Here is a 25,537-nt window from a genome sequence, read left to right on the forward strand (position 1 = left end):
CGTCTCCGGCGGTTCTTGCGGGATTCCGAAGTGCCCGACCGTCGCGTGACGGCAGCACCTCGTCATAGCGCCGCTGGGAGCGGCGCTGAACGAGGCGGGACCGATTGTTCCTCGCGTTGTGGCGAATCCGCGACAGGGGTCAATCGTCGATCTTGGCGGTATTTTCGCGGCGATGCGCCTTGTGTCGTCGCAACGGAGGTCGGTCGCATGTCGAACGGGCAGTTGACCGGTGAGGTCGTCGACGGGAGGTACGCTCTGGGCGCGCTCTACGGCACCGGCGGGACGGCCGAGGTCTACCAAGCGTTCGACACCGAATTGGAGCGCAGGGTCGCGATCAAGCTGTTCCGGGGCACGGCCACCCGTGAAGACGGGATCAGGCTCGGCCGGGAAGTGGACGTGTCGGCGAGGCTGTGGTGTCCCGGCATGGTCGCGGTCCACGACACCGGGTCGTTTCGGGGCCGTGCGTTCTTCGTCATGCAGGCCGTCGAGGGCGGCACGCTGCGCCGGCGGATGCGCGAGCCGCCTCCGCCGGCGTCGGAGTCGGTCGCGCGGATCGGGGTGCAGGTCGCCGAGGTGCTGGCCCACCTGCACCGGCACGACGTGGTGCACCGCGACGTCAAGCCGTCCAACATCCTGCTCGACCGCGACGACCAGCGCGCCTACCTGGCCGACTTCGGCTTGGTGCTGCAGTCGCAGGCCACCCGGGTCACCCGATCGGGATTCGTGGTCGGCACCCCCGCTTACCTTGCGCCCGAGCAGGTCCGCGGGGGCGAGGTAACCTCTTCCGTCGACGTCTTCGCACTGGGCTTGGTGCTGCTGGAGTGTTTGACCGGCCAACCGGGGTACCTCGGTGGTGACACCGAGTCGGCACTTGCCCGCCTCCACCGCGGACCCCTGATTCCCGATGACCTGCCGGGGCCGTGGCGCGACACGCTGACCGCGATGACCAGCTTGAGTGCCCGGCGTCGTCCCACCGCCGCCGACTGCGCCGAGCGGCTCGCAGCCATGGCCCACCCCTCATCGAGCAGTGCGCGACCGCCGGATGTCGAGCGCATCGTCGTGGCCGAACCTCCGGTCGCTCCTCGAGGCGCGAGGAGGCATCTGCTGCGTGCCGGGGCTGCGGCGGTGTTGACAGCCGCAACAGCGCTGCTGGTCGTCCTTGATTCGACCGACGTCCTGTTTGTCGAGGACAACGGTCAACCGGACATCGGCACCAGCGTCGGACCGACGACATCGACCTCGATGGCCGACCCGCCACAGCCCCCGGTTGCGTCGTCCACCACGGTGACGCGAAAGGCACGGGGAAGCGCGGCCGTGACGGCTACACCCACGGATGCCGAGACACGGACGACACGACTGCCGTCACAGACCGCGCAACAGCACCTGCACGTTGCGCGACAACCACCGCAGACCCTGGTGATCCATCCGGAGTCGTCGACCCGCCCAGCTGTCCCGAGAACTGCGGTCGGCGCCCTTCCGCGGGCCGGTGCCGCACCACGGAACCGCGTGGCGAGGACCGTGGGGTGAGCACCGGGAAGTTGTCGACGACGGACAGCAGGCTCCCGGTGACGGTCGGGACCGCGGACGTCGGTGTGGGCGGTGGACGTGGCGGCGTCCACCACGGCCTCGCACCGGGTCGACGACCAATCCGCGGTGTGTGAGTTGGCCGCGCGGGGGAGGAGCGCCGCGACGGGCGAACATCACCCGTGACGAGTAGTGATCGGCATGGCGAGCGGCCCTGCGCTGTCGTCGACGACGGTACGGGTGACGCCGACATCGCCGGTCCCTTCGGGTTCGGCGCGCCCGATAGGACAGCGCCGTCGACCCGGTCCCCGCACTCACGTCGATCGGGCCGGCGACCCGGACGCAGAGCGCGGCGCTCCGCCTCGACCGGGTGTCGCCGCCGGTGGTCAGAGCGGCGGTGACGCGGAACCTGCGGCGACAGGACGGAGAACGGACTTCGACGTGCTCCACTGCCGCGCACCGTCCAGCGACAGCACGCGATCTTGTGCCCTGGACCTGGTCGGGGCTCGGCTCATGGCCGCTCCGGGTATCCTGACTCGACCACAACCCACTCACTGGCATCCGTCACGCGCTCGCGCGCCCGCTCGATGTACGTGATCACAATGCGGACGGGATTGACGGATGGACGAGCTGGAGGGCCTCAGGACGCGGTTGCGGGTATTGGAAGCGATCACCGACGGCACCCTCCGGGAACTCGACCTGGACAAGGTCCTCGAGGTGCTGCTGTCGCAGGTGCGCGACCTGTTCGCGGTTGACACCGCCACCGTCCTGCTGGCCGACGCGGACGGCGGGCAGCTGGTGGCCAAGGCGGCTTTCGGCCTGGAGGAAGAGGTCTTCCAGGGCGTCCGCATACCGGTGGGCGCCGGCTTCGCAGGGCAGGTGGCACAGCGCCGGGAACCGGTGCAGCTCACCCACGTCGACGAGTCCACCGTGATCAACCCCCTGTTGTGGCAACGAGGTCTGCACAGCATGCTGGGCGTGCCGATGGTGGCCCAAGGCGATTTGACCGGGGTGTTGCACATCGGCAGCACGACCTCGCGCCGGTTCACCGACGAAGAGGTCGAACTGCTGCAACTCGTGGCCGACCGGTTGGCCATGGCGGCACACGTGCACCGGTCGCGGTCCGAGCGGGCCGCCGCCACGATGCTGCAGGACAGCCTCCTGCCCGGGCACCTGCCCACGATCGAGGGCTGGGAGATGGCCGCCCGCTACGTCCCGGGCACCGACAGCGGCGTCGGCGGCGACTGGTACGACGTGTTCCTCCTCCCCGGCGGGCGCATCGGCCTTGTGATCGGTGACGTGGTGGGCAACGGCCTGCCCGCCGCGATCGTCATGGGACGGCTGCGCAGCGCGTTGCGCGCCTACGCGCTGGAGTTCGACGACCCGGCGGAGGTGCTCGGCAAGCTCGACCGCAAGGCCAGCCACTTCGAGGCCCACACCATGGCCACGGTCGCCTACGCGGTCATCGACACGACGGCCCATCGCATGGACCTCGCCCTCGCCGGCCACCTGCCGCCCGCGCTCGCCGTGCCGAGGCGTGAAACCGCCTTCGTCGACGCCCCCCTCGGCCCGCCCATCGGCTACCACCTGGGCGTCACCGGCCGCCGGGGCGCCGGGGTCGACCTGCCGCCCGGCGCGCTGGTCGCCCTGTTCACCGACGGCCTGGTGGAGCGCCGCGAACACGACTTGGACGATCGGCTGGACAAGCTCCGGCAGGTGGTGGCCCCGGTCGCACCGCAAACGGTCTGCACCCGGATCATGGCTACCCTCGTCGGCGACCAGCCCGCCCCCGACGACATCGCCCTGCTGACCATCCGGCACAGCCCCACGCCGGGTTGACCCGGACGGACATCCACCGCCGGACCGACCCGACATATCGAGTCGGAAGTGATCGTCCTCCGGTAGGTCGATCGCTCGTGGTCGAGATCGAGCAGATCAGGTGGATGACGGCTTGATCTGCATCAGTGCGTTGCTCGGCGCGAACTCGAAGTCGCAGACCTGTTGACGTAGCAAGCCCTTCTCGCCCGCACACAACAACAGGGCCGAGGATCGCGGAGTGGACCACCGGGTAGAAATGATCGACTGGTCATGTGCAGGGGGAGTCGCTGCCGCCCTGGTGCGCTCCGGCGATGTCGTTGTGCGGATCCACGCGCTCCGGTCGAGCGGTCCTGGACGTTATCAGGGTGGGGCGGCAGGGCGTCCGGTGGTGTCCGGAACGGCAGCCTGCCCGAATGTGACAAAGTGTGCAGGTCACATCCGCTCGTCCAGGGGCAGGTCGAGACTAGATGCGGTTCCGCGTGTGTCCGTTGCCCGGTCTGCGGTGACCCTGAAGAGGGCCAGGCCCGTGGCGTGCGCGAGCGGGGAGCGGCCGTGACCGCACCGCAGGGCACCGACCTGACCGGCCTCGTCGACGACATGGGGCTCGTGGCGTGGGAAGTCGACGTGGCGTCCCGGCGCTTGACGTTCGTCTCCCGGCACGCCGAGGTGCTGCTCGGGTACCCGCCCGACCACTGGCGCGACGACCTGGACGTCCTCGTCGAACTGGTCCACCCGGCCGACCGCGCCGAGGTGCTGCGCGCGTGGCGCGCGGGCGTGGACCTGGACTACTTCGAGGTGGAGTTCCGCGCCACCGCCGCGGACGGGCGGCTGCTGTGGCTGCGTACCCGGGTGCAGGTGGTGCGCGACGCCCTCGGCGCGCCGGTGCGAGTGCGCGGGATGTCGGCCGACGTGACCCGGCGGCGGACGGCCGAGCAGCGCAACCGCTTCCTGGAGGCGCTGGAGCGACGGTTGCAGGGTGTGGACGACCCCGAGCGGGTCATGGTGACCGCCACCGCGCTGCTGCGCGAGCACCTGGTCGCCGACCGGTGCGCGTTCGCCCTGGTGGAAGCCGATGAGGACCACTTCGTCATCAACGATGACCACGCAGGCCTGCTGCCGCCCCTGCGGGGCAGGTTCGCGATGTCGGCGTTCGGGGAGCAGGCGCTGCGGGTGCTGCGGGACGGACGGCCGTGGGTGGTGGTCGACGTCGCCGGCGACCCGCGACTGGGCGCGGTGGACCGCGATGCCTACGGGCGCGCCGGCATCCGCGCGGTGGTGTTCGTGCCGCTGCTGCGCGGCGGGCGGTTCGTCGCCGGCCTGGCGGTGCACCAGGCGTCGGTGCGCGACTGGACGCCGGCTGAGGTCGACGTGATCTCGGTGGTGGTCGGCCGGTGCTGGGAGTCGTTGCAGCGGGTGCAGGCCGACCAGGAGCGGCGGGAGAGCGAGCAGCGCCACCTGCTGCTGTTCGAGCGGGCCACCGACGCCATCTGGGTCCTGGATCGCGACTCGCGGTTTGTCGAGGTGAACCCGGCGGCGTGCGTACTGCTGGGCCGCACCCGCGACGAACTGGTGGGCATGAACGTGGCCGACCTCGTGGTGTCCGGTCGGGGCGTTGATCCGGGCAGGTCGAATGCCGATTCGGCCGGCGCGCGCGTGGTCACCGAGGTGTGGCAGGTGCGGCGCGGCGATGGAGGCGTCGTCGCGCTGGAGCTGGGCATGCGCACCACGCCGACCGGGGTGCAGGCCATCGGGCGCGACGTGACCGAGCGGCAGCGCGTCGAGGCCGAGCGCGAGCTGCGGCTGCGGCGTGAGCACGAGATCGTCGAGGCGTTGCAGCGCAGTCTGCTGCCGCGCGAGCTGCCGGTGCTGGACCGGCTGGCGATCGCGGCCCGGTACCTGCCCGCGTCGACTCACGCCCAGATCGGGGGCGACTGGTACGACGTGCTGGAACTGGACGACAACACCGTGGCGCTGTGCGTGGGCGACGTGGTGGGCAAGGGGCCGTCGGCGGCCGCGGTCATGGGGCAGCTGCGCAGCGCGTTGGCGGGCTACCTGCTGGAGGGGCGGTCTCCGGCTGCGGCGCTGGAGCACCTGGACGTCTTCGCCCGGCGGGTCGACGGCGCCGTTGGCAGTACCTGCGCGTGCCTGACCTTCGACCGCGACACCGGGGCGCTGTGCTGGGCGACCGCGGGTCACCCGCCGCCGCTGGTGGCGGACGCGTACACCATGCGGTTCCTCACCGGCGGCCAGGGACCGGTGCTGGGCACGCCGAGACGGGCGCACTACGTCGAGCACACCGCCGACCTGCCCGTGGGCGCGTCGGTCGTGCTCTACACCGACGGCCTGGTGGAGCGCCGCGACCTGCCGCTCGACGAGGGCCTGGACCGACTGCTCGCCGTCGTCCGCGACACCCGCGCCGCCGCGCCCGACACCCTGGCCGACGCCGTCACCGACGTGCTGCTCGCCGACGGCCAGGACGACGACGTGGCCCTCGTCGTCGCGCGTCACCTGCCCTCGTCGCTGCGCGGCGCCCTGCCGGCCCTGCCTCCCTCGCTGGCCGTCATGCGGCGCGAGGTCGGGGCGTGGGCGGCGGTGGCGGCGCTGTCGGTCGACCTGCTCGACGACCTGCAACTGGCGCTGGGCGAAGCCGCGGCCAACGTCGTCGACCACGCCTACGAGGGTGGAACGGGAGACTACGAATACGAGCTAACCACCACTGCCACGGGCGTGCGCGTCATCGTGCGCGACCACGGCCGGTGGCGCACGGTGCCCGCCGACCCGGGTTACCGAGGACGCGGGACGGGCATCATCCACACGCTGGCCGAACGGGTCACCTTCGACCGCGGCGAGAGCGGCACCACCGTCGAGTTCCACCTCACCGCACGGCCTGGCACCCCCGCACCGCCCACACCGGTCGAGATCGACGTGGCCGGCCTGCTCGACGACCCGGCCGACGGCGCGACCCGGCGCGTGCGGCTGACCGGTGACCTGGACCTGCACACCGCGCGCGAGCTGCGCGCCCCCCTGCTGTCCCGCGTCGAGGGCTCCGACCACCGGCCGGTGGAGGTCGACCTCACCGGACTGCACTACCTCAGCAGCTCGGGCATCGCGCTGCTGCTCGACACCTCCGAAGCGGCCACCCGTGCCGGTCGACCGCTGACCGTGCTGGTCGCCGAGGGTTCCGCGCCGGCTCGTGTCCTGTCGATAGCGGGTCTGGAGGACCTCGGCCTGCCAGGACCCTTGGTCGTCCGCACTGCTCCACCGCTGCCTTGACGGTGTGGTCGGAGGCGGTTGCGCGCACCGACGGGCTTCCTGTTTCGGGAAGAAGCCTCTGCGGGGTGGTGCCGTCGGTCCCGATCCCGCCTGGTGCGCAAGCCCGTCGACGACTGCTCTGAACGGGTGCAGATCTCGGTGGCGCGGCGTCGTCGCGAGCGGCGGGGGTAGATCCCGGACATGGGCGTGCCGGTCGAAGCCGTAGTGGCCTTGCTGGTTCTCGTCTGCCTCGGCTTCGCCGTGTTGACCGCGGTGCGTGATCGGGTCGACTTGGTTGTGCGTACCGATGACGACGAGACGATCAGCCGCCCGGTGAGCCCCGAGCTCTTGCGCGGTTTCGCTGTCGGTGACCGTGTGGTCAAACATCCGGGGCAACGTTGGCCGACCCACGTGTGACACCTGACAACAGCGGATGAGGTGGTCAGGCTCGCAGGGGACGTTGCGCCCCCTGGTACATGATCAGCATGAATGCCTATCGGTACGCCTTGTCTGCGAACGTGGTGGTCTCGTGCTCAATCAGCGCGTCGATCAAACCGTGGGTGTGGGCCGCGGTCAGGTCGTGGACGGCGCCCGGCAGTGCCGGCGAGGCCCGTACCAGCCGACCGGCAGTGCCGGCGAGGACCTGGACGTTGACGCCGTGACGATGGTCCTTACCGGAGTAGTACGGCTTCTGGTTCGTGACGCGGTCGATCGGGACCCGGATGCCGTCGAGGATCGCGTAGGCCAGGCGGGCGGCCCGCTCACCGGCGGCGCGGAGGTCGTCGGCCAAGCCTGCGAGGAGGTCCACCGCTTCGCGGACGTAACGCCAGGCGGTGCTGCGGGAAACCTCGAAGCCTGCGGCGACTCGGGCGTGGGTGTCGTCGTTGCGCAGGTGCGCGAGCACGAGCAGCGCCTGTCGCCCGGGCTCCGGACGCCGCCACCGCGACCGGCGTCGTACCCGCTCGGCACGGCTGGGATCGGCCAGGCGGACGGGGGTGCGGTTGGACAGCGGAATCGCGGCAGGGTAGGACAGCGCAGAGAGGCTCCCGGTTGGGCATCGGATCGTGGTCGACTGCTGTCTTGCCGGGAGCCTCGCCCACCGCACTTCCACCGCTCAGCCTGCGCCGTGGCCTGCGATGCCACGATGAAAATGGCTCAGTCAACCGCTCGCATGTCCGCATTCGCGCCCTCGGCGAACGAGCCGTCTCGATCCTGAAGCCTGGCGGCTACTGCGCAGACTCCGCTGCTCCACCACCCGAATCATCGACCTTGACCCGGGACGTCCTCATACTTCACCTTGATGTTGGATGAGGCCGTACAGGGCTCGCTGTCAAGAAGCTGGGGAGGATCCCGGGAAATCTGCGGATAGGTTGGCAGGTGCCACTTCGGAGGTTCACGGCAGGGCTGTCGCGCCGAACGGGGTGTCGGTGATTGCGATTCTCCGGCTGCGCCGATGGAATCTGAGAAGGAAGGTTTCTTTCGTGTTGCTTGCTCGAAGTCGTGGGTTACCCCGATCGGGTTAAGTTCGACGGCTCGTGGTGTCGATTCGGCAGGAACACGCGGTGCTCGTGCGGTCAGGCGCTAACGTACGACCGGGGCATCAGGCGGCTGTGCGTTCGTCGGTGTCCGGCGGGCCGCTATCCGGAGGTCACGGTGCTGCTGATCGGGCTTGCGCCTGAGGAGGGGAATGGGAACCCGACTGGTTACCCGGCTCCGGGCCTCGCTCAAGCGTGTTCGTACCGTGGTCTACCTCGGTGTGCAGTTCGCACTCGTCCTGGTCGGTGCGCTGGTGGCCCAGTACGGGCCGGTCGGCGTCGCGGTCGGTACTTCGATCATCGCCACCGGGGTCAGCGGCATGGTCGTCTACGCCTGGGTGTTGGTCGGTGACGAAGAAGCCGACCGTCGTAGAAATATTGATACCTTCGGGTTCGTCACCGCCTTCCCGCACCGTTCGGTGCAGATCAAGCACGAGTACCAGGCGCGGGTCGGCCGGGCATCACACCGGATCGACATCATGGGGTTCGGCTTGAACTCTTTGCGGGAAGACTTCTCCGGTGTTTTTCGCGAGTGGGCGGCCCGTGTCGAGGTGCGCATCCTGTTGGTCGCTCCTGACGCTCCGACCCGGTCTCACGCGTTCACCGCGCTGCGTGATCGTGAAGAGGGGAACAACCCCGGACGCACCGATGAGGAAATCCGGAGGTTCATCCTCCAGACCGAGCCCTTGTGGCGCGATCCCGACATCCGGTTCGACGTGCGGTTGGCGACCACGTTGCCCAGTGTCAACCTGTTCCGGATCGATGACGAGTGTTTTTGGGGTCCCTACCTGCTTGCACGGGGTAAGCATGGTCGTGCCAGTCGGAACCTGCCCACGATGATCGTCCGACGGCCCGGTTACATGTTCGATTGGCTGGCTGACCACTTCGACGAAATCTGGGCGAGTGAGGACCTGTCGCGTCCTCCGTCACCCGAGGACCTCTCTCGTGGATGAGGTCGTGGTGCGTGCCTACCCGCGGGTGCATTTCGGGCTGGTCGACCTGGGCGGCGCGACCGCGCGCGCATACGGGGGCGCGGGGGCGGCGTTCGCCGCCCGGCCGTCGTGCACACGTGCTCGCCTCGCCGACCGCTTCGAGGCGGGTACCGGATTCTCCGGCGACTCACGCGACAAGATCATCGCTACGATGAGGCGCGCCGAGCAGCGAGGACTCGATGTGCGTGCCGCCGTCACGCTCAGCGATCCGCTGCCCGCGCACACCGGGTACGGTGCCGGAACTGCGATGGTGTTGTCGGTCCTGACGGCTGTCGCACGGTTGCGGGAATGGCCGATCGGCGACGCCGAGCTGATCCACCTCAGCGGCCGTGGAAGGACCTCCGGAGTGGGGTGCTCGACGTTCTTCCGCGGCGGGTTCGTCGTCGACGCAGGGCAGGCGGTACACCCCGCAGACGGGGTGTACCGTCCCTCCAGCGACCCACGGGGCAGACCGCCTTCCACTGTCATCGGGTCGTGGCCCCTACCTGAGACCTGGCGCATCACCATGCTGATCCCGGTGCATGACCGACCGCAGCAAATCGGTTCGGAAGACGATTTCTTCCGTGATTCGACGCCTGTGGCGTCGCATGACGTCCTCACTCAATTGGCGCACCTGTACCACGGCATGCTGCCCGCGGTGATCGACGCCGACCTGGAGGCCTTCGCGACCAGCCTGCGCGAGTTCCAACGCCGGGGGTTCAAGGCCGCCGAGATCGGTGCTCGGCCGCCTGCGGTCCGTCACCTGCTCGACGCGGCCTGGGACGCCGGCGTGGCCGCCGGATTGAGCAGTATGGGACCGGCGGTGTTCCTGGTGCACGACCGTCGCGGTCCCACCGGTCTCGTGTCGTTGGACACGACCGCATGGCGGGTCGCGGGTCCCTACCCCTTCCGCAACGACGGCGCTGCTTGCGAGGTGCGCCCCGGATGACCGATCTGCTCGAAACCGCGCTGACCCCGGTGTTCTTCTCCACCTCCAACCTGGCCAAATTCGCCCAAGCGCGGCTGGTGCTGGCCAGGTTCGGGTTCGATGTCACCCGCTACCTCCTGCACGACGTGGAATACCCGGAGCCCTACGGCGAGCAACGCGAGGCGTTCCTGGGCGCCGGACTCGACGAGGTGATCAAACGCGCCGGCGCGACCAGCATCGTGTTCATCGAGGACACCACGGTCGCCATCCACGCCCTCGGCAGCGCGGAGACGGGGGAGTTCCCCGGTCAAGAGACCAAGGAGTGGTTCGCCCGGACCACGCACGACCAACTCCTCGCCGCGATCGACGCAGCCGGCGGTGACCGCGCTGCCGTCGTGCGTTCGGACATCGCCCTGCACGTACCCGGTCTCGAGCGCTACGTGTTCTTCTCCGGCGCGCAGACCGGCGTCGTCGCCGAGGCGCCGGGACAGGTCCGTCCCAACCTCGCCTACCCGTGGCTGGGGCGCAACGACTTCAGTTCGTGGTTCATCCCCCACGGCGCGGACAAAGTGCTCGCCGCGATGAGCTACGAGGAGTCGGCTCGATTCGACTACCGTGAGAAGTGCCTCCTCGCGGTCGGTCGGCGCCTGGAGGAGTACCAGGCCATCGGCAGGTCGGCGGCCGTGCTGGTCAGGAACCGGCGACCACCGCGACCTGCCGGCCAGGTCAGCCTCATCCCGGACCTGGATGTCGACACCCTGGTGATAGTCATCGGCGCGATTGGAGCGGGGAAGACCACCATCGGTCGACACCTGCTGCTCGAACGTGGCTTCCGGCACCTGGAAGGCAGTGCCCTGGTCGCGCGACTCGCACGCGACCAGGGGATCACCGGCGAGAGCGGCTTCGACCTCGCGGACCGGCTGTTCGCGAAGTGCGGCAGCGACGCCGTCGAACGCCACGCGGTCTGGCCGGACGTCCAACGGCGCGGCGGTCCCGTGGTCTACACCGGTGCACGCACGCTGGAAGGGATCCTGTACCTGCGGACCAAGGCACGTGACGAGGGCATGCGCTGCCTGGTCTGGTACGTCGACGCACCGGAATTCACCCGCCACGTCCGGGTTATCGAACGAGTGCGCGAAGGCGCCCTCGCCGGTGCCGAGGACTTCCACGCCAAGTCCCAGCGCGACATCGCCTACGGTGCGGCTCAGTACGGCGATGTCATCGCCGATTGTCGGATCGGCAACATCCGAGGCGTGGAAACACTGCTCGAGGCCGTGGGACGCGCGCTGGACGAGGACGAGGGAGACTTCGGGAAGTCGGCCCAGACCCGGAGGAAACGGGACATCATCCGCACCCTGGCGACACATTCCTACGACGCTCTTACCCGCCACCATCCCGATCTGGTCACCACCCTCGACGACGGCACTAGCAGACTGACCGCTCGCGGACAGGTGTTGCAGCAGCTCGTGGGCACCAAATCGCCACCGGTATGGGCACCCTGGGGAAAGTGGCCCGCGTCGCGACCGCCGCACCCGTTGGTGTGCCACCTCCTCGACGTCGCACTGGCGGTACGTGCCCTGTTGCCGCGGTTGGTCGGACCACGACACCTCGCTGAACTGCGGGCCGGATTCAGGCCGCTGGGTGATGCCGACGGATGGATCGCGCTGCTGTGCGGGCTGCACGACATCGGCAAGTACAGCCCCGCCTTCCAAGCGCTACGAGCAGATCCGGCGATCGCACGACTGGGCGCGGTGGCCGCTCGTGACATACGGGCCGCCCAACCCGCGACCGTTCCCCGGTCGAGCACGCCTCACGCGCTGCTGACCTCGCTGCACGTGATGCAGATGCTGCAACCCTGGGGGGCCGATCCGGCTGTGGCCGCGGAAATCGCGGTTGCGTTGGGCGGCCACCACGGGCACCTGCCTACGCCGACCGACCTCGCGGAGGCACGCGACCGGACTCAGGATCATGGTGGCGACACCTGGCGGCTGTGGCGTGATGACATGGTCTTGGCCGTAGCGGCAGCACTGGGTCTACCCGATCCGAGGACACTGTCGTGGTCGCAGGTCCGCATCGGTCTGGGAGCCGCCGTGGCCCTGACGGGTCTGACCACCGTGGCGGACTGGCTCGTCTCCGACGAGGCGAATCACTCCTCACCGCAAGAACCGGTCGACCTCGACGATTACGTCCGACGTGCGGCCACACGCGTCGAGCGTGCGATGACGAACGCGGGACTGCGATCATGGTCGCCACCTATCGGCGTGGGTGGTATCGGACCAGGGTTCGCCAAGTTCGGCGCCGACACCGCGTCGGCCGACACGGCGGCCGCCGGCGGGGCATCCGCTGTGGCCATGACCATGGCAGAGCACTGGCGATCACCGAGCATCACCATCATCGAGGCGCCGGTCGGTACCGGAAAGACTCGGGCAGCACTCCTCGCCGCAGCGACAATGGCGCGCGCCCAAGGACTCGGCGGCGTGTACATCGCCTGCCCCACACGAGCGACCCGGGACCGGATGACCGCGGTGCTCCAGGCATGGATGAGGACTGTCGACGACCCGACATCCGTGTCATCGGTACCGGATGACGATCCGGTACCGCCGGAGAAGCACAGCACCGCCTTCAGCAGCGAAGACACGGACAACCCGGCTCGCGATCAGTACCTCCGCAAGCGCGGACTGCTCAGTGGCGTGGTTGTCGGCACAGTGGACAGCGCTGTGCGTTCTGTGGTGCGATCCGCGCGCTGGCCTGTCGGTCTGACCGCGTTGTCGAACAAGGTGCTTGTCCTCGTCGAGGCCGACACCTACGACCCCTACAGGTCGATGCTGCTCGACAGGCTGTTGACGTGGCTCGGACAGCTGGGCACGTCGGTGGTGTTGTCGGCTGATGCGTTGCCCTCGACGCGACGACGACAAGTGGTTGATGCCTGGCAGGCGGGAGGTCGCCCGGTTACGACGAACCAGGCTTCCGCCGGACCCGACGGCGACGGTGCCATCCGCATCACCGTCGCCGGGGAGCAGGACGCAGTCGTCACAAGGGCCCCGGTGTCGGCTGAGGCGGAAACAATGACGATCAAGCTCGACCAGCCCGTAGTCGACGACCACGTCGTGCAGTGGCTGCTGGAGGCTACGGATTCGGCGCGGTGCGTCGCAGTCGTGCACAACACCGCATCTCGCGCCAAAGCGACTCACGAGGCACTCCAGGACGCGGTCTCGGCCCTGCCCGCATCACGTCGACCGGAGATTTTGCTGCTCCATGGCCAACAGGAACGCTCGACGCATCGAAAGGTCGAAGAGTGGCTGACGCGGCACGTCGAGCTGACACGTCAGCGGGCCCGCGTCATCGTCGTGGGAACCCAGCTACTGCAGTACAGCAGTGCCAGGACCTTCGATGCCCTGCTCACCGACTTGGCGCCGATCGATCAGGTGCTCCAACGCGCGGCCAGGCTCATCCACCACGACGACCGGGACACGCGGCCCGTCCTGGGCATCACCGGCATCGCGGAAACAGACGGTGTGCCGAACCTGCCGCGGTACACCTCGGCCCTCTACTCCCGCTACATCGTGCTGCGCACCTGGGCGATGCTCAAGGACCGGACGAGCATCGTACTTCCGGACGACACCCGGAGCTACCTCGATGCCGTGTACGGCCCTTCGGAGGCCATACCACGCCCTCCGGCATGGAAGGCGGTGTGGGCCAAGGCTGAAACCGTCCACCGCGCACAGGAAGCGAAGGGGCACAAGCAGATGCGCGACGAGTGCCTTCCTGCGCCCACCGACGACCTCAGCCTCACCACACTGTCGACGTACCGCCACCACACGGCCGACATGTCCACGGACTGGCTCAGTCCTCGCATACGTACTCGTAGGTGAAGGAATGAGCGCTCGCAGCCGGCGTCGACAGGGACTGTGAAACGAGTGGTTCTACCACTGTTTGAGTGATCGACTCGTTGGGCCGGTCAGCGCTGGGTGCCGTGCGCCTGTGATCACGGTCGAGGTGTGATCGCGACTGGTTGGGCGTCAAAACGGGCCAAATTCACTCAATGAGGTTGTCCCCGATGACCGGACACCGGATTTCATGCCACGAGGGCGAGACCTTGACGATAGCCGACGCGGACTTCGTGCGGGGTGCCGAACAGCAGAACCGGCGCAGAAACCATGTGCTCGTCCGTAACGGCCCTCATGTCCGCATGGCCGATTCCGTCACTCGATCGAGCGTCACGCCTGTGACTCCGATTACCGAGACGTCACCACCGTGTTCGGGGCGCGCGGCGGGATCGGAGCGCATCCGTTGACCGGACGCCCGCACTTCCTCACCGCGTCAGCGAGCAAGGGACTATCGGTGACGGTGGCACTCATGCCGATCGGATGTCCGGTGTGGATCGTCGACACCGACTCCGACCCGGACGACGGTGAGGTGCGGAGGACGGGGAGTCCCGTTCCCGTCCTCCACCCGGTACCCGCCGGCCCCAGGAGCACAGCCGACATCCAGGTAGTCGGGCGTGACCACCTCGTGGTTCCCGGTGGTCGTCGACTGCCGCCACGCCCTTCCTCACGGGAGGACGCCGAGCCATGGTGAATCCCACCTCCCACAGCGAGCCGGACTACTTCACCGGCCGGCACGAACCCGGACCCGGCACGGTGATCGGCATCCTGCTCTGCCGCGGCTTCAGCCTGCTTGATCCGACCGGACCGGCCGGGTGCTGTCACGACCGCCCGGCGCCACCACGAGGGGTGATCGCCGAACGGCAGAGCCCGGTGCGCACCGATACCGGTCACACCGTCGTCGTGGCGGACCGCTTGATCGACGAGGTCGACGCACCGGACGTCCTGCTTGTCCCCGGCGCAACGAACGAGGAATGGTCGTGACCGTGGAGATCCGGACCATGACCGCTGCGGGAGTGTCCGCGGGCATCGACACGGCGCTGTACCCGGTACCCCTACTCACCGACCACGCCGCGGCGAAGGCCACCCAACGGGCATCGAGTACGACCCGCGGCCGCCGTTCGCCGCGGGCGACGTCGTCGACGCCGACCCGGCGCTCAAGGCGCCGGCGCTGCGGTTGATCGCCGAGTCCCGGGTCTGACGAGCGGCTGATCCTCGCGGTGAAGGACTTCGGAGCCGGATGCGTGCGGTGGAGTGGTGATCACCGCCCGTCCTCAGCCCGCCGGACGGGGGCGTGCTCCGGTCGGTAGCCGCGCAGGCGAAGGCTGTTGGCCACCACCAGCACCGAGGACAGGGACATGGCAGCCCCGGCGATGAGCGGGTTGAGCAGGCCGAGGGCGGCCAGGGGGAGGGCGGCGGTGTTGTAGCCGAACGCCCAGGCGAGGTTGCCGCGGATGGTGCGCAGGGTGCGGTTGGCGAGTTCGACGGCGTCGGGCACGGCGTGCAGGTCGTCGCGGACGAGGATGACGTCGGCGGCGTGGGCGGCGACGTCGCTGCCGCGTGCCATCGCCATGCCCAGGTCGGCGGCGGCGAGGGCGGGGCCGTCGTTGATGCCGTCGCCGACCATCGCGACCCGGTGCCCGCGTGCGCGCAGCGACTCGACTGCGGCGACCTTGTCCGCCGGGCGCACGCCGGCCAGGACGTCGGTGATGCCGACCTCGTCGGCGACCGCGCGGGCCGCGGCCTCGTTGTCGCCGGTCAGCAGCACGGTTTTGAGCCCCAGGGCGTGCAGGCGGGCGACGGCGTCGGCGGCGGTCGGTTTGACGGTGTCGCACACGGCGATGCCGCCCACCACGGCACCTGCGCGGGCGACGAGCACACCGGTCGACGCCGCGAGGCCGTCGAGCCACCGGGAGGCCGGCGGCGGGACGGTGACGCCGAGTTCGGTCATCAGCACGGCCGTGCCCACCACGACCGGAGCGCCGTCCACCTCGCCGCGCGCCCCCGCGCCCACCAGCGCCTCGAAGCCGGTCACGGCGGGCAGCGCGTCACCCGCCGCCGCGACCACGGCCGCCGCCACGGGGTGCTCCGAGGCCGCCTCCACCGCGCCCGCCCAGCGCAGCACCTGGTGCTCGTCCGCCTCGGCGAACGCCGTGGTCGCCACGACGGCCATCCGACCGGTGGTGACGGTGCCGGTCTTGTCCAGCAGCACTGTGTCCACCGCGCGGGTGGCCTCCAGCGCCTCCGGTCCCTTGACCAGCACGCCCAACTGCGCCGCGCGGGCCACACCGACCATGAGCGCGGTGGGCGTGGCCAGGCCAAGGGCGCACGGGCAGGCGATGATCAGCACCGCGACCGCCGCCGTGAACGCCTCCCGGGCGGTGTGGCCGGTGATCAGCCACCCGCCCAGCGTCAGTGCGGCGAGCACCAGCACGACCGGCACGAACACCGCGCACACCCGGTCCACCAGGCGCTGGACGGCGGCCTTGCGCTGCGCGGCCTGCTCGGCCAGGACGCTCATCTGCGCGAGCTGGGTGTTGGCGCCGACCTCGGTGGCGCGCACCACGAGCCGTCCGGTGCGGTTGACCGTGCCGCCCACCACGCGGTCACCGGGACCGACGTCGACCGGCACGGACTCGCCGTTGATCGCTGCGGCGTCCAGCGCGGACCTGCCGTCGGTGACCACCCCGTCGGCGGGCAGCGCCTCACCCGGTCGCACGACGAACTCTTCGCCGACCCGCAGCAGCGTGGCCGGAACGGGCTCTTCCACGCCGTCGCGCAGCACGCGGGCGTCCTTGGCCGCCAGTCCGGCCAGTGCGGTGAGCAGTCCCACGGCGTTGCGCCGGGAGCGGGTCTCGAAGTAGCGGCCTGCCAGCAGGAACGTCGTCACCCCGGCGGCGACGTCGAGGTAGACCGCGTCCGCGCCCTGCGCCGTGACGCCGAAGCCCAACCAGTAGCCGGGCCCGGCGGAGCCCGCCACGAGCGACCACACCGCCCAGCCGAACGAGGCCAGCACGCCCAGCGACACGAGGGTGTCCATGCTGGAGGAGCCGTGGCGCAGGGTGCGCAGCGCGGCCCGGTGGAACGGCCAGGCCGAGTAGGCCACCACCGGCACGGCGAGCAGCACGCACAGCAGCTCCCAGCCGGTGAACCGCAGCGAGGGCACCAGCGCGAGGGTGATCGACAGGTTGCCCAGCGGGATCGCGAGCACCGCCGCGACCACGAGCCGCCGCCGCAGATCGGCCACGGCGGCCGTGTGCGCGGCACGGTCGTCCTCGGCTCGGTGGTGCACGCGGGCGTCGTAGCCCGCTTTGCGCACCGCCTCGACCGCGTCGTGCGTCCCCATCCCGGTGGGCAGGTGGACGATCGCGCGTTCGGTGGCGTAGTTGACCGAGGCGCGCACCCCGTCGAGTTTGTTGAGCTTGCGCTCGACCCGCGACGCGCAGGCCGCGCAGGTCATGCCGGACACGGCCAGTTCGACCGGCGCGTCCACCGTGGTGGTCATCTCGTCCTTCTCCTCAGTCCCGGCGACCGGCGAGGTCGGCGAGCATGGCGTTGTAGGCGGCCAGGCGGTCGTCCCCATCGCTGTCCAGGCGGCGGTCGAGCCGGGTGGCCTCGCGGCGGTCGGCGGTGGCCCACTGACGCAGCAGCGCGATCACCACGACCAGCATGGGCAGCTCCCCGGCGGCCCAGGCGATGCCGCCGCCGAGCCGCTGGTCGGTGAGCAGGTCCGGCACCCAGGTCAGGGACAGGTGCCGGTAGTGGGTCTCGGCGATCACCGACCGCGTGTTCATGAGGATCACGCCGAAGAAGGCGTGGAAGGGCATCACCGCGAACAGCAGACCCAATCGCGCCAGGTGCGGCAGCGGTCGGGGTGGCCGGTCCACCCCGATGACCAGCCAGTAGAAGACGTAGCCGGACACCAGGAAGTGCAGGTTCATCACCTGGTGCGCCCAGTGGTAGCGCATGGCCTCGCCGAACAGGTCCGAGAAGTACAGCAGGTAGAACGACGCGACGAACACCACCGCCGCCACCGCCGGGTGCGCCACCAGTCGCGCGGCGCGGCAGTGCACCAGCGCCACCAGCCACGCCCTGGGCCCGGCCGGTAGCGCGCGCAGCGCCAGGGTGATCGGGCCGCCGAGCACCAGCAGCACCGGGCCGAGCATGTTCAGCGCCATGTGGGAAACCATGTGCAGGCTGAACACGCCCGGCGCGAACCGGCCCAGCCCGGACGAGGTCACCACCAACACCACCGCGCACCCGGCCGACCACGCCATCGTGCGCCCGACCGGCCACCCGTCGCCCCGGGTTCGCAGCCGACGCACCCCGACCAAGTAGGCGAGCGCCACCAGCAGGGCGCCCACGCCCAGCACCAGGTCCGGCCGCCAGCCCAGCACCAGCCCTGCGGTGGACGGCGGCTCGGGCAGTTCGTAGCCGAGCACGGTCTCCTGCGCCGACGGGAGCGCGACCAGCCAGGACGGCGGCACCAGGTGCGTCAGCCCGACCGACGCGCCGAGCGCCACACCCAGCGCCACCAGCTCCGCACCCAGCGGCCGGGACCCGCCCCACCGTCGCCGCAGCAGCGGTATCACCGCGCACACCGCGACCTTGACCGCCAGCAGCAGCCCGTAGCCCGACCACAACCCGCCCGGACCGGCCGTGACGAGGCCCGCAACGGTGCCGCTGACCACCAGCACCACCAGGCACACCGCGCTCAGACGGCGGTAGCGGCGCAGCACCTGATCCCGGTGCGCCGCGCCCGGCCGCCGCAGGAACCCGCGCAACGCCACCAACGCGCCGACCCACACCGCGGCCGCCGGCACGTGCCACACCACCGCGTCGGTCGCCAAGTCGTGCCACGCGCCCACCGACACGTGCCCGACCACCACCGGCGGCAGCAACCCCGCCACACCCACGGCGAACCACAGCACCGCGACCGGCCACGTCAGCGTCGAGCGCGCGCCGACCGCCACCACCGACGCGGCCACCGCCGTGCACAACCACGCCTTGGGCTCCTCGGTCGCCGCCACCAGCTCGCCCAGGTGCGCCCACACCACCCCCGGCGGTTGCCCCGAGGCGTCACCGGCCGACAACGGCACCGCCGCCGCCGAGGCCAACACCCAGGCGGTCGCGGCCCCGGCCGCGAGCCGGACCGCGGCGTAGGCATCGGCGGTCAACCCCCGACCGCGCCCGGCCGGCACGACGAACACGGCGAAGGCCAGCGCGCCGACCGCCACCACCGCCCCCGCCTCGGCGGTCAACCGCACCAACCCGAACAGCCACGACGGCACCCGGCCCGGATCGGTGTCACCGAGCACGCCGTGCACGTCACCCGCCACCAGAACCACATAGGTGACGCACGACACCGCCACGCCGACCGCGAGCGCGGCGGCCTTGTCAACCCTCACGACTACACCAGTCGGGCGAACAAGCTCCGCGGTTCCCGGAACTACTCCGATCGTCATCCGACCAACTGGACGAGAAGCCGTCCCCGAGAAGAAGCGACGTACTCGATGTCACGCACAAGCCGCCGGAAGAACCGCAGCATCATGACCGCACGGCGCGGTCCCTCCCTCAACGTCGTCCTCACCGGCGTCGTGGTCCTCGTCGCCGTCCTGGTGATCGCCGGGGTACTGGTGTTCAACCGGTCGGACGACAAAGGCACCGCGTCGAACGAGGCCCTGTTCCCGCCGGGCGCGCACACCCTGTCCAAGGTGGAGGGCGACAAGGTCACCCTGGTGGAGTTCCTGGACTTCCAGTGCCCCGCCTGCGCCTCCTACTACGCGGGCATCACCAAGAAGCTGGAGCAGGACTACCAGGGGCGCATCACGTTCGTGGTCCGCAACTTCCCGCTGGAGATGCACCCGCTCGCGGTGCCCGCCGCCCGTGCCGCCGAGGCAGCCGCGAAACAGGGCGGGTACAACGAGGTGTACCACGCCCTCTACGACAACTTCGACGACTGGGCCGTCGACGGCCAGGCCAGCAGCTCCGACGAGACCCGCGCCACCGCGAAGTTCGAGCAGTACGCCACCGCCGCCGGCCTGGACCTGGCGCGCTTCCGCGCGGACATGGCCTCGGACGAGGTGAAATCCACCATCGACCGCGACGTCGCAGACGGGACGGAACTCGGTGTGAACAGCACGCCGACGCTCTTCCTCGACGGGGAGAGGTTCGAGCCCGCGGGGCGCACCGTCGCCGACGTCGACCGCGAGCTGCGCGCGAAGATCGACGCGGCGCTGGCCGGATGACCCGCGCACTCGCCTGGCTCCACGTCATCGGCGGCGGCCTCGGCCTGGCCGCCGCCGCGGCGCTGACGCTGGAGAAGATCGCCACGCTGCGTGACCCGGCCTACATTCCCACCTGCTCGCTCAACCCGATCATCTCGTGCGGTTCGGTGATGGACAGCCCGCAGGCCGCGGCGTTCGGCTTCCCCAACCCGCTGATCGGCATCGCGGCGTTCGCCGTCGTGCTCACCACCGGCGTCGCGCTGCTCGCCGGGTTCGAACCGCCGCGCTGGTACCGGATCGCGCTCAACGCCGGGACCGCTTTCGGCGTGGTGTTCGTGCACTGGCTGATCGCGGCCAGTCTGTACGACATCCACGCCCTGTGCCCCTACTGCATGGGCGTGTGGATCGTCACCATTCCCTTGTTCTGGTACACCACTTTGGACACCTGGCCCGCCCTCGCGCCGCTGCGCCGGGTGCACAGCGCCGTCCTGGCCCTCTGGTACGCGCTGATCGCCGGCCTGGTCCTGCACGCCTTCTGGGACTACTGGACCAGCCTCTTGTGACGAGTCCCGTGACGACGGCTGCTCGTGAACGGGGGCGCTCCCGTCGGCGCCGTGGAGATGGTCACGCTGACTCCGCGAAGGTCATCCCGCTTCGGTGGCCTCGTCGTCGCCCGCGGCGTGGATCAAGTCTTCGCGGGCCCGGGCGACGCGGGAGCGGATGGTGCCGACCGGGCAGCCGACGACCTCGGCGGCTTCGGCGTAGGGCAGCCCCAGCACCTGGGTGAGCACCAACGCCTCCCGGCGGTCGGGGTCCAGCGCGTCGAGCAGCATGCCGAGTTCGACGGTGGCCTCGAAGCCGGTGTCCACGGTCCTGCGGTCGGCTTCGTACGTCCAGTCCGCGCCCGAGGACAGCCGGGGACGCACCTGCGCCATCCGGATGTGGTCGATGACGACGCGTCGGGCGATGACCAGCAGCCAGGTGCGTGCCGAGGAACGACCGGCGAAGCGGCGCAGGCTGGGCAGGGCGCGGGCGTAGGTCTCCTGCGCGAGGTCGTCGGCCAGACCGACGTCGGCGAGGTGGGCGACGAAGCGCCACACGTCGCGCTGGGTGGCGCGCACGAACCGTTCCAGGGCGGCACGGTCGCCGGAACGCGCGTCGAGCGCCCAGCGCGTCACCTCGTCGTCGAAGGCTTTCACGATTCGGATCGTAACCACACGATGTCGGGAACCGGTGAGCCGAATGGAGCGACTACTGGTGTGTGGACTGCCAATCCTGCCGCGAAGCGCTCTCGGCCCGCTTGGACGGCGAGGCCGAGCCCGTACCCTCCGCCGAGACGGACGCGCATCTGGCACAGTGCACCGCCTGCACCCGGTGGCAGGCGAGCGCACAAGCGCTGACCAGGACCATCCGGGTCCGACCTGTCGGCCCCGACCCGGACCTGGTGAACGCCGTGCTGGCCGCCGCCCCACCCCGTTCCACCGCCGCACTCCGCCACACCGCCCTGACACCGCGCCTGGCGCTCGCCGCGGTCGCCATCGTCCAGCTATGGCTCGCCCTGGCCCAACTGCTCGCCGGGGCCACCGGCGGGCATGCCGGGCACGGGATCTCCACCCACCTGTTCAACGAGGGCGCGGCGTGGAACCTCGCCCTGGGCATCGGCCTGCTGGGTGCCGCCGTGAGCGCGCACCGCGCGGGCGGGCTGTTGCCCACCCTGGGCGGGTTCGTCGCCGTGTTGGTGGCCTTCTCCGTCAGCGACCTGCTCGACGGCACCGCGACCGCCACCCGTGTCGTCTCCCACCTGCCCGTGGTGGCCGGCCTGGTCCTGCTCTACCTCGTCGCCCGAGCTCATCGGGAGCCGACTCCGGGCACGCCCGCCAGTCACGACCGCGATGACCTCGACCGGCACGACCACGACGGTGACGACACCGCTCCGAGCCCTGACGGGCGTCGCGGGCAGCGGCGTCACCTGCGCCCCACCGCCCACCACCGACGAGCCGCCTGACCAACGGACACGCCGGGCCGGTCTCCTTCCACCGCCCCGGCGTCGCACACCGCCGCGATCCCCCTGGCCGGCCGGGCACCCCTTCGCCCGGTCGGCCAGGGCCTTTCCGAGAGTCCCGCCGTTCACCGGAACCTCCGTGGTGGGACCGCGGCCGGCCTGGCGTGGGCGTCGCCGGTCAAGCACGCCAGACGGTGCCCCTCCGCTCGTACTCCAGGAAGGTCTCCGCCTGCTGGGCCGACCGCGGCCCGAGGAAGCGCTCCACGAGCCACAGCGCCACGTCCAGGCCCGAGGTGACGCCGCCGCCGGTGATCAGGTCGCCGTCGTCGACCACGCGGGCGTCGACGACGGTCGCGCCCTGGGCCGCGAGGTCTGCTTTCGCGCGGTGGTGGGTGGTGGCGTGGCGGCCCCTGGTGATCCCCGCGGCCGACAGGACCATGACACCGGTGCAGATGCCCACGGGCAGCGCGTCGACCGCGGCCAGGCGGCGCAGGAACCCCCGGTCGGCCATCAGCCGGCGCACACCGGGACCGGTCGGGTCGGTGTAGCGTCCGCCGCCGGGCACCACCAGCACGTCCGCCTCGTGCGGTGACCACCCCGTGGCCACTTCGACCCGCGCGCCGAAGCTGCACGTCACGGTGCCCGGTCGTCCGGTGGTGACCAGGGTGGTGGTGAGCGCGCCTCCGCTGAGCCCACCGGCCAGGCCGAGCACCTCCGCCGGGGCGGCCCAGTCCTGCTCCTCCACCCCGTCGAACATCAGCACCTGAACCCGCAGCGGGTTCGCCGCCGACGCGGTCGCAGCCGCGGCCACGCCGCCCAGTCCACCCGCCGACAACGCCGAGGCACGCAGGAAAGCACGTCGCTCCACGATGACCTCCCGAATCGATCCCTGGCTGGCAAGACGTGCCCGGCCGCCGTCGGTTCCCGGCACCGACCTGAACGGCACGTGGGCCGCACTGCGCTATCCCCGCGTCCGGACCTGGGGGGTGATGCCGCCGGCGGCGGCCTGGGCGCGGTGCAGGGCGAGTTCGGCGGTGGGGCCCTCGGCGAGCACGATGCCGGTGCAGCAGCGCTGGTCGGCCAAGTGCTCCAGCAGGTCGCCAGGACTCGCGGTCGGGTACCACTCGGGGGCGCCGGGCAGGCCGGGCAGGCGTTCCAGCCCGGTCCAGCCCTCCAGCACCCCGGCCTCGCGGGGGTAGAGCGCCACGAACCCGGTCGCGGTGCCGCCGCCGGTCGCGCCGTCGAGCAGGTCGGGCCGCTCGCCGAGGGCGATCCGGACCATCGCGTCGTAGGCGTTGACGCCCAGCGCCCGGCAGAGGGCTTCGCCGACGAGGGCGCCACCGATGCGGGCGTTGATCTCGACCACCTCGGGACCGGCGGTGGTGAGCACGAACTCGGTGTGCGCGAAACCGCTCTCGTGCCCGGCGGCTTTCAGCACACGGCCGATCCAGTCGCCCAGCCCGGCGAGGTCGGCGTCGGGGAAGGCGACCGGGAACGCGGACGCCTCCTCGCGGCGCGCGGGTTCGGGCGACAGCACGCGGCTGAGCACACCGAGCAATCGGGTCTCGCCCTGCCAGGTGATGGTCTCGGCGCTGTAGAGGGGGCCTTCGAAGTACGGTTCGGCGGTCAGGCGGCCCTTGAGCGGGGTGTCGGCGGCTTCGCGCAAGGCGGCGTCGCGCTCGGCGGCGGTGCGGCACAGCCACACCGCCCGCGACGAGGTGCCCGCCGAGTCCTTGACCACCAGCGGGAACTCCTCCGTCGTGGTGGGGTCGAGCGGGCCGGTGCGGCTGAGTCCGTGCGCGTGCAGCCGGGCCCGGACGGCGGCCTTGTCCCGCAGCACGCGCACCGCCTCCGGTGCCGGCCCGGGCAGGCCCAGGCGCTCGGCCAGGTCCGCGCCGGGCAGCGCCCACGTGTCGGTGGAGCTGATCAGCCCGGCCAGGTCGGGGATGTCCCGCAACGCGCGCTCGCAGGCGGTGACGTCGGTGGTGTCGATGTCCACGACCCGCACGTGGTCGCCGCAGCGGGACAGTTCGTGGCGGTAGATCGTGCGGTCGCCGGTGAGCAGCACGAGGTCGTGCCCGGCGGTGCGGGCGGCGTCGGCGAGGCGGCCGAGTCCGAAGGTGAGGGCTTCCAGCAGCACGACGGTCACGGCACGGGGTCCTTCCTGAGCTCTCGGGGGCGTTCCTGCACGGGCACGACCGGTCCGTAGGACCGGCGTGCCCACTCGATCGCGGCCCACGGCGGGGTCAGCTCGTCCAGCGAGGCGATCTCCGCGGGCTCGAGCAGCGCGGGGTCGAGGGCCTCGCGCCAGCGGGTGAAGACGCGGTCGGTGTAGCGGTGGCCGGTGTCGGCGCCGATGACCACGTGGGTGCGGTCGGGGTGCCGGGCGGCCTCCCACGTCGCGACCAGGTTGGCCGCGCCGGTGGACAGGCCCGCGAACACGGCGTGAGTGCGCATCAGGCCGACGGTGGCGGCCATGGCGTGTCGGAAGTCCAGCCAGTGGATGCGGTCGTAGAGGTGGTGGTGGACGTTGTCGAAGTGGATGGCGCTGCCGATGCCGGCGATGATGGCGTCGGGGTCGGTGAAGCGCTCGCTGCCGAAGGTGACGCTGCCGAAGGGCTGCACGCCCACCAGGCGGGTGTGCGGGTCGTGCTCGCGCAGCGACCGGGCCAGGCCGCCGGTGGAGGCCCCGGTACCGACGCTGCCCACCACGGTCAGCGGCTCGCCGGGTAACGCGCGGCGCAGCAGGTCGGCCAGTTCGGCGTAGCCGAGGTGGTGCACCGGGTCGTGGTACTGGCGCATCCAGTGCACGTCCGGGTCGCGTGCGAGCAGTTCCCGCACCCGTGCCACCCGGCGGCTCTGGTCCAGGCGCAGGTCGTCCGACGGCGGCATCTGGTCGACGGTGACGCCGAGGATCTCCAGTTGTGCGCGCATGGTGTCGTTGACGGTGGTGGAGGCGACGATGTGGCAGCGCAGCCCGTGGCGGTGGCAGGCCATGGCCAGCGCGAGGGCGTAGATGCCGCTGGAGCTGTCGACCAGGGTCTGCCCGCGGCGCACCACCCCGGTGTCCAGCAGTCGGCGCACCGCCCCGAGCGCGGCGTACACCTTCAGGGTTTCGAAGCGGACCAGCACGGTGTTCGGCGAGAGCCGGATCAGGGAGGGTGCTTTGACGGCGTCGGTGATGTGGTCGTGGACCGGCGGCGCCACGGCGTTGTGGTCGAGCACGGTCGTCACCTCCCGGCCGGACGTGGGCGGCGGGTCGTTGTCGTCCCCGGTGGGACCGTCGTGCGGGCCAGGGTCATGATCGAGCCCTTCCGGGTGTGGGGCGGGTCGTCGAGCGGTGGCCGTGCGGGCGGGGGCGCGCGAGTCGCTACCGTGCGCACGGTGGTGCGGGTC

At 70.8% G+C, this 25,537-nt stretch carries 17 protein-coding genes and 2 pseudogenes; 12 read left to right on the plus strand and 7 right to left on the minus strand.

From position 1 onward, the window contains the following. Positions 1-207: 207 nt before the first annotated feature. The 4 genes from ACRAKJ_RS20175 (at position 208) to ACRAKJ_RS20190 (ending at position 7,011) form a co-directional block, all read left to right on the plus strand. Positions 208-1,527, plus strand: coding sequence for a protein kinase domain-containing protein (locus ACRAKJ_RS20175; RefSeq protein WP_438922048.1), 1,320 nt, complete (start codon positions 208-210; stop codon positions 1,525-1,527). A 618-nt stretch (positions 1,528-2,145) separates the two neighbouring features. After that, the gene (locus ACRAKJ_RS20180; protein ID WP_438922047.1) at positions 2,146-3,363 is read left to right on the plus strand and encodes a SpoIIE family protein phosphatase; all 1,218 of its coding nucleotides are present in this window, start codon (positions 2,146-2,148) and stop codon (positions 3,361-3,363) included. 531 nt (positions 3,364-3,894) lie between these two features. Then, positions 3,895-6,615 carry a SpoIIE family protein phosphatase gene (locus tag ACRAKJ_RS20185; RefSeq protein ID WP_438922046.1) on the plus strand — a complete coding sequence of 907 codons (2,721 nt, stop codon included), beginning with the start codon at positions 3,895-3,897 and terminating at the stop codon, positions 6,613-6,615. 180 nt (positions 6,616-6,795) lie between these two features. Next, the gene (locus tag ACRAKJ_RS20190) at positions 6,796-7,011 is read left to right on the plus strand and encodes a DUF7489 domain-containing protein (protein WP_438922045.1); all 216 of its coding nucleotides are present in this window, start codon (positions 6,796-6,798) and stop codon (positions 7,009-7,011) included. 79 nt (positions 7,012-7,090) lie between these two features. On the opposite strand, the pseudogene ACRAKJ_RS20195 reads toward ACRAKJ_RS20190, so the two are convergent. After that, positions 7,091-7,627, minus strand: a pseudogene (locus tag ACRAKJ_RS20195) (transposase family protein); the annotation flags it as partial. Positions 7,628-8,281: 654 nt separating this feature from the next. Between ACRAKJ_RS20195 and ACRAKJ_RS20200 the strand changes: the two are divergent. The 4 genes from ACRAKJ_RS20200 (at position 8,282) to ACRAKJ_RS20215 (ending at position 14,896) form a co-directional block, all read left to right on the plus strand. Next, positions 8,282-9,082, plus strand: coding sequence for a hypothetical protein (locus ACRAKJ_RS20200; RefSeq protein WP_438922044.1), 801 nt, complete (start codon positions 8,282-8,284; stop codon positions 9,080-9,082). Continuing rightward, positions 9,075-10,049 carry a beta-ribofuranosylaminobenzene 5'-phosphate synthase family protein gene (locus tag ACRAKJ_RS20205; protein WP_438922043.1) on the plus strand — a complete coding sequence of 325 codons (975 nt, stop codon included), beginning with the start codon at positions 9,075-9,077 and terminating at the stop codon, positions 10,047-10,049. The genes ACRAKJ_RS20200 and ACRAKJ_RS20205 overlap by 8 nt, the downstream gene beginning before the upstream one ends. Next, positions 10,046-13,900 carry a CRISPR-associated helicase Cas3' gene (gene cas3, locus ACRAKJ_RS20210; RefSeq protein ID WP_438922042.1) on the plus strand — a complete coding sequence of 1,285 codons (3,855 nt, stop codon included), beginning with the start codon at positions 10,046-10,048 and terminating at the stop codon, positions 13,898-13,900. The genes ACRAKJ_RS20205 and cas3 overlap by 4 nt, the downstream gene beginning before the upstream one ends. 699 nt (positions 13,901-14,599) lie before the next feature. Next, a complete protein-coding gene (locus ACRAKJ_RS20215) occupies positions 14,600-14,896 on the plus strand; it encodes a hypothetical protein (protein ID WP_438922041.1) in 297 nt (98 codons plus the stop codon). Between the two features lie 277 nt (positions 14,897-15,173). On the opposite strand, the gene ACRAKJ_RS20220 is transcribed toward ACRAKJ_RS20215, so the two are convergent. After that, complete coding sequence (locus ACRAKJ_RS20220; protein ID WP_438922040.1) at positions 15,174-17,417, minus strand: heavy metal translocating P-type ATPase; 2,244 nt, start codon at positions 17,415-17,417, stop codon at positions 15,174-15,176. A gap of 13 nt (positions 17,418-17,430) precedes the next feature. After that, a complete protein-coding gene (locus tag ACRAKJ_RS20225; RefSeq protein ID WP_438922039.1) occupies positions 17,431-19,320 on the minus strand; it encodes a cytochrome c oxidase assembly protein in 1,890 nt (629 codons plus the stop codon). 141 nt (positions 19,321-19,461) lie between these two features. Here ACRAKJ_RS20225 and ACRAKJ_RS20230 point away from each other — a divergent pair, with 141 nt between their 5' ends. After that, positions 19,462-20,160, plus strand: coding sequence for a thioredoxin domain-containing protein (locus tag ACRAKJ_RS20230; RefSeq protein ID WP_438922038.1), 699 nt, complete (start codon positions 19,462-19,464; stop codon positions 20,158-20,160). Then, entirely contained in the window at positions 20,157-20,702 is a 546-nt protein-coding gene (locus tag ACRAKJ_RS20235) for a vitamin K epoxide reductase family protein (protein WP_438922037.1), read from the plus strand. Before ACRAKJ_RS20230 ends, ACRAKJ_RS20235 begins: the two co-directional genes overlap by 4 nt. 81 nt (positions 20,703-20,783) lie before the next feature. Here the strand turns inward: ACRAKJ_RS20235 and ACRAKJ_RS20240 are convergent, their stop codons facing one another. Further along, positions 20,784-21,347 carry a sigma-70 family RNA polymerase sigma factor gene (locus ACRAKJ_RS20240; RefSeq protein WP_438922055.1) on the minus strand — a complete coding sequence of 188 codons (564 nt, stop codon included), beginning with the start codon at positions 21,345-21,347 and terminating at the stop codon, positions 20,784-20,786. Positions 21,348-21,400: 53 nt separating this feature from the next. Here ACRAKJ_RS20240 and ACRAKJ_RS20245 point away from each other — a divergent pair. Together ACRAKJ_RS20245 and ACRAKJ_RS20250 are read left to right on the plus strand one after the other, a co-directional pair. After that, positions 21,401-21,496 (plus strand): annotated as a pseudogene (locus ACRAKJ_RS20245) (zf-HC2 domain-containing protein); the annotation flags it as partial. 87 nt (positions 21,497-21,583) lie between these two features. Further along, entirely contained in the window at positions 21,584-22,144 is a 561-nt protein-coding gene (locus ACRAKJ_RS20250; RefSeq protein ID WP_438922056.1) for a zf-HC2 domain-containing protein, read from the plus strand. 175 nt (positions 22,145-22,319) lie between these two features. Here the strand turns inward: ACRAKJ_RS20250 and ACRAKJ_RS20255 are convergent, their stop codons facing one another. The 3 genes from ACRAKJ_RS20255 to ACRAKJ_RS20265 all read right to left on the minus strand — a co-directional run bounded on the left by ACRAKJ_RS20255 (position 22,320) and on the right by ACRAKJ_RS20265 (position 25,366). Next, positions 22,320-23,009 (minus strand): DJ-1/PfpI family protein, encoded by a 690-nt coding sequence (locus tag ACRAKJ_RS20255; protein WP_438922036.1) that lies wholly within the window; start codon positions 23,007-23,009, stop codon positions 22,320-22,322. Between the two features lie 93 nt (positions 23,010-23,102). Beyond that, complete coding sequence (locus ACRAKJ_RS20260) at positions 23,103-24,290, minus strand: ATP-grasp domain-containing protein (protein WP_438922035.1); 1,188 nt, start codon at positions 24,288-24,290, stop codon at positions 23,103-23,105. Beyond that, positions 24,287-25,366 (minus strand): pyridoxal-phosphate dependent enzyme, encoded by a 1,080-nt coding sequence (locus ACRAKJ_RS20265; RefSeq protein ID WP_438922034.1) that lies wholly within the window; start codon positions 25,364-25,366, stop codon positions 24,287-24,289. The genes ACRAKJ_RS20260 and ACRAKJ_RS20265 overlap by 4 nt, the downstream gene beginning before the upstream one ends. Positions 25,367-25,537 lie beyond the last annotated feature (171 nt).

Source organism: Saccharothrix sp. DSM 118769 (genome assembly GCF_052936295.1).